This window comes from Paracoccus ravus (assembly GCF_004522175.1).
In the GTDB taxonomy this organism is placed as follows: domain Bacteria; phylum Pseudomonadota; class Alphaproteobacteria; order Rhodobacterales; family Rhodobacteraceae; genus Paracoccus; species Paracoccus ravus.
This window is the reverse complement of record NZ_SDEB01000078.1, coordinates 1-1,381: the sequence shown is the minus strand read 5'-3', so window position 1 is coordinate 1,381 and position 1,381 is coordinate 1. Positions and strand designations below refer to the sequence as shown.

1 protein-coding gene and 1 pseudogene are annotated in these 1,381 nt (G+C 55.1%); both read right to left on the bottom strand.

Annotation, left to right across the window (positions count from 1 at the left end; translation table 11 throughout):
- Positions 1 to 110: pseudogene (locus tag ESZ60_RS21635) on the bottom strand (integrase); the annotation flags it as partial.
- A 408-nt stretch (positions 111 to 518) separates the two neighbouring features.
- On the bottom strand, positions 519 to 1,381 hold an 863-nt coding region (locus ESZ60_RS20550), incomplete at its 5' end, for a GIY-YIG nuclease family protein (RefSeq protein WP_209021388.1).

Here is a 1,381-nt window from a genome sequence, read left to right as displayed (position 1 = left end):
CGGATCGACCAGACATGCTTCGGCAGCAGTGGGCGTTTCTGGCCGATGATGCGACCCTTGTTCCATGCGGGACGTTCAGGCCGGAGCACAGGAAGAAGATCAATGGACATGGTGTTACCTCCCATCCTCCTGCCCGCCCTGACTTCGGATGATCCGACAAGCTCGATAGTATCACAGATGTTCGCGCCGTTTTGCACAGCCTGGCACGCAGTAAACCGCTTGATGACGAATCTGCATCTCCCAGGCTCGGGGCGATGGGAGCAGACGATCAACTGCGCCGGTTGCGTCGTTCAAATCGCTGCTCATCGGCCCGGGACTGTTGCCTTAAATCGATGGGACGGGGACATCGCATGGGCAGCACCTGCGAAAGACGATCGGCCGGTAGGGGTCGGCCCAACTAGCCGGAGGCCAGGTCACTCGTTCAACCCACTCCGCCAATTGTTGCCCCGCAGCACGTCGCTCGGAGCCCAAATTGACTGTCCTCATGCCCTGCAGCGAAAGTCAGCTTGCAGAGCTGCCTATTGGAATTTGCGCCGCTTGAAGGCTTTCACGTCGGCAGGAGATAGCTTGAACCACTCACCGTTTGCACGTTGGTTTGCGAAGCGACGGTGCCAGTAGCCCTCAATGCCTGGAGGGTCGTCAGTTTTGATGGCGTGGACAAGTTTAACTTTCTCTGGGAGCGCTATAGTGATCTGCTTCACTCGCTTTTTCAAATCGTCGCTCCGGCCAATCTTGAAGTGGTCGCCGGACTGAAGAAGGTAAACCCAGCCCTCTGAAACATTCGATGAGCCGGGACTTGCTGTGGAAGCCTCGGATGCCTTCACATTCGGCAGAATGGCGATCAGATCTTCTTCGCCTCGCTCAACAGAGCGATCCCTGAGAGCCCTGATCACACCGCCCTTACTGCCGAAGTGCTTAGCGAAGGTGTTGTAACTTATGAAGTTGGGGGTCTCTCTGGCGTAAAAGCGTAACTCAGCACTGGAAGGAGGCTTGCCGTAGTGGCGACACACTTCGGCATACTTGTCCAAGACCAGATCGCCGGACAGGCGTTCTTGTTTCTCGTTGGGCTCCAAACCTGCATCGGCAACAACTTCATTCCAGCGAAGCCACAGTTTTCCATACCAGTCGCTTTCAGCTATACCGGTCTCTTGATGGAAAAAGTTTTTTCCCGGGGTCTTGCCTCCGTTTTCTGCTGCAAGGCGTTTGATTTCATTGAGGATGCGTTCTCTCATTTGAGTACGATCAACGAACGTGGGGGGGTAATCCTCCCCATGGTTAAGGGGCTGCATAAGTAGAATTTTCTCGTAGCGTGAGCTGAGGAGATTCGAATGAGAAAGAGCCGTTTCACGGAACCGCAGATCATGGCTGTGCTTCGTCAGGC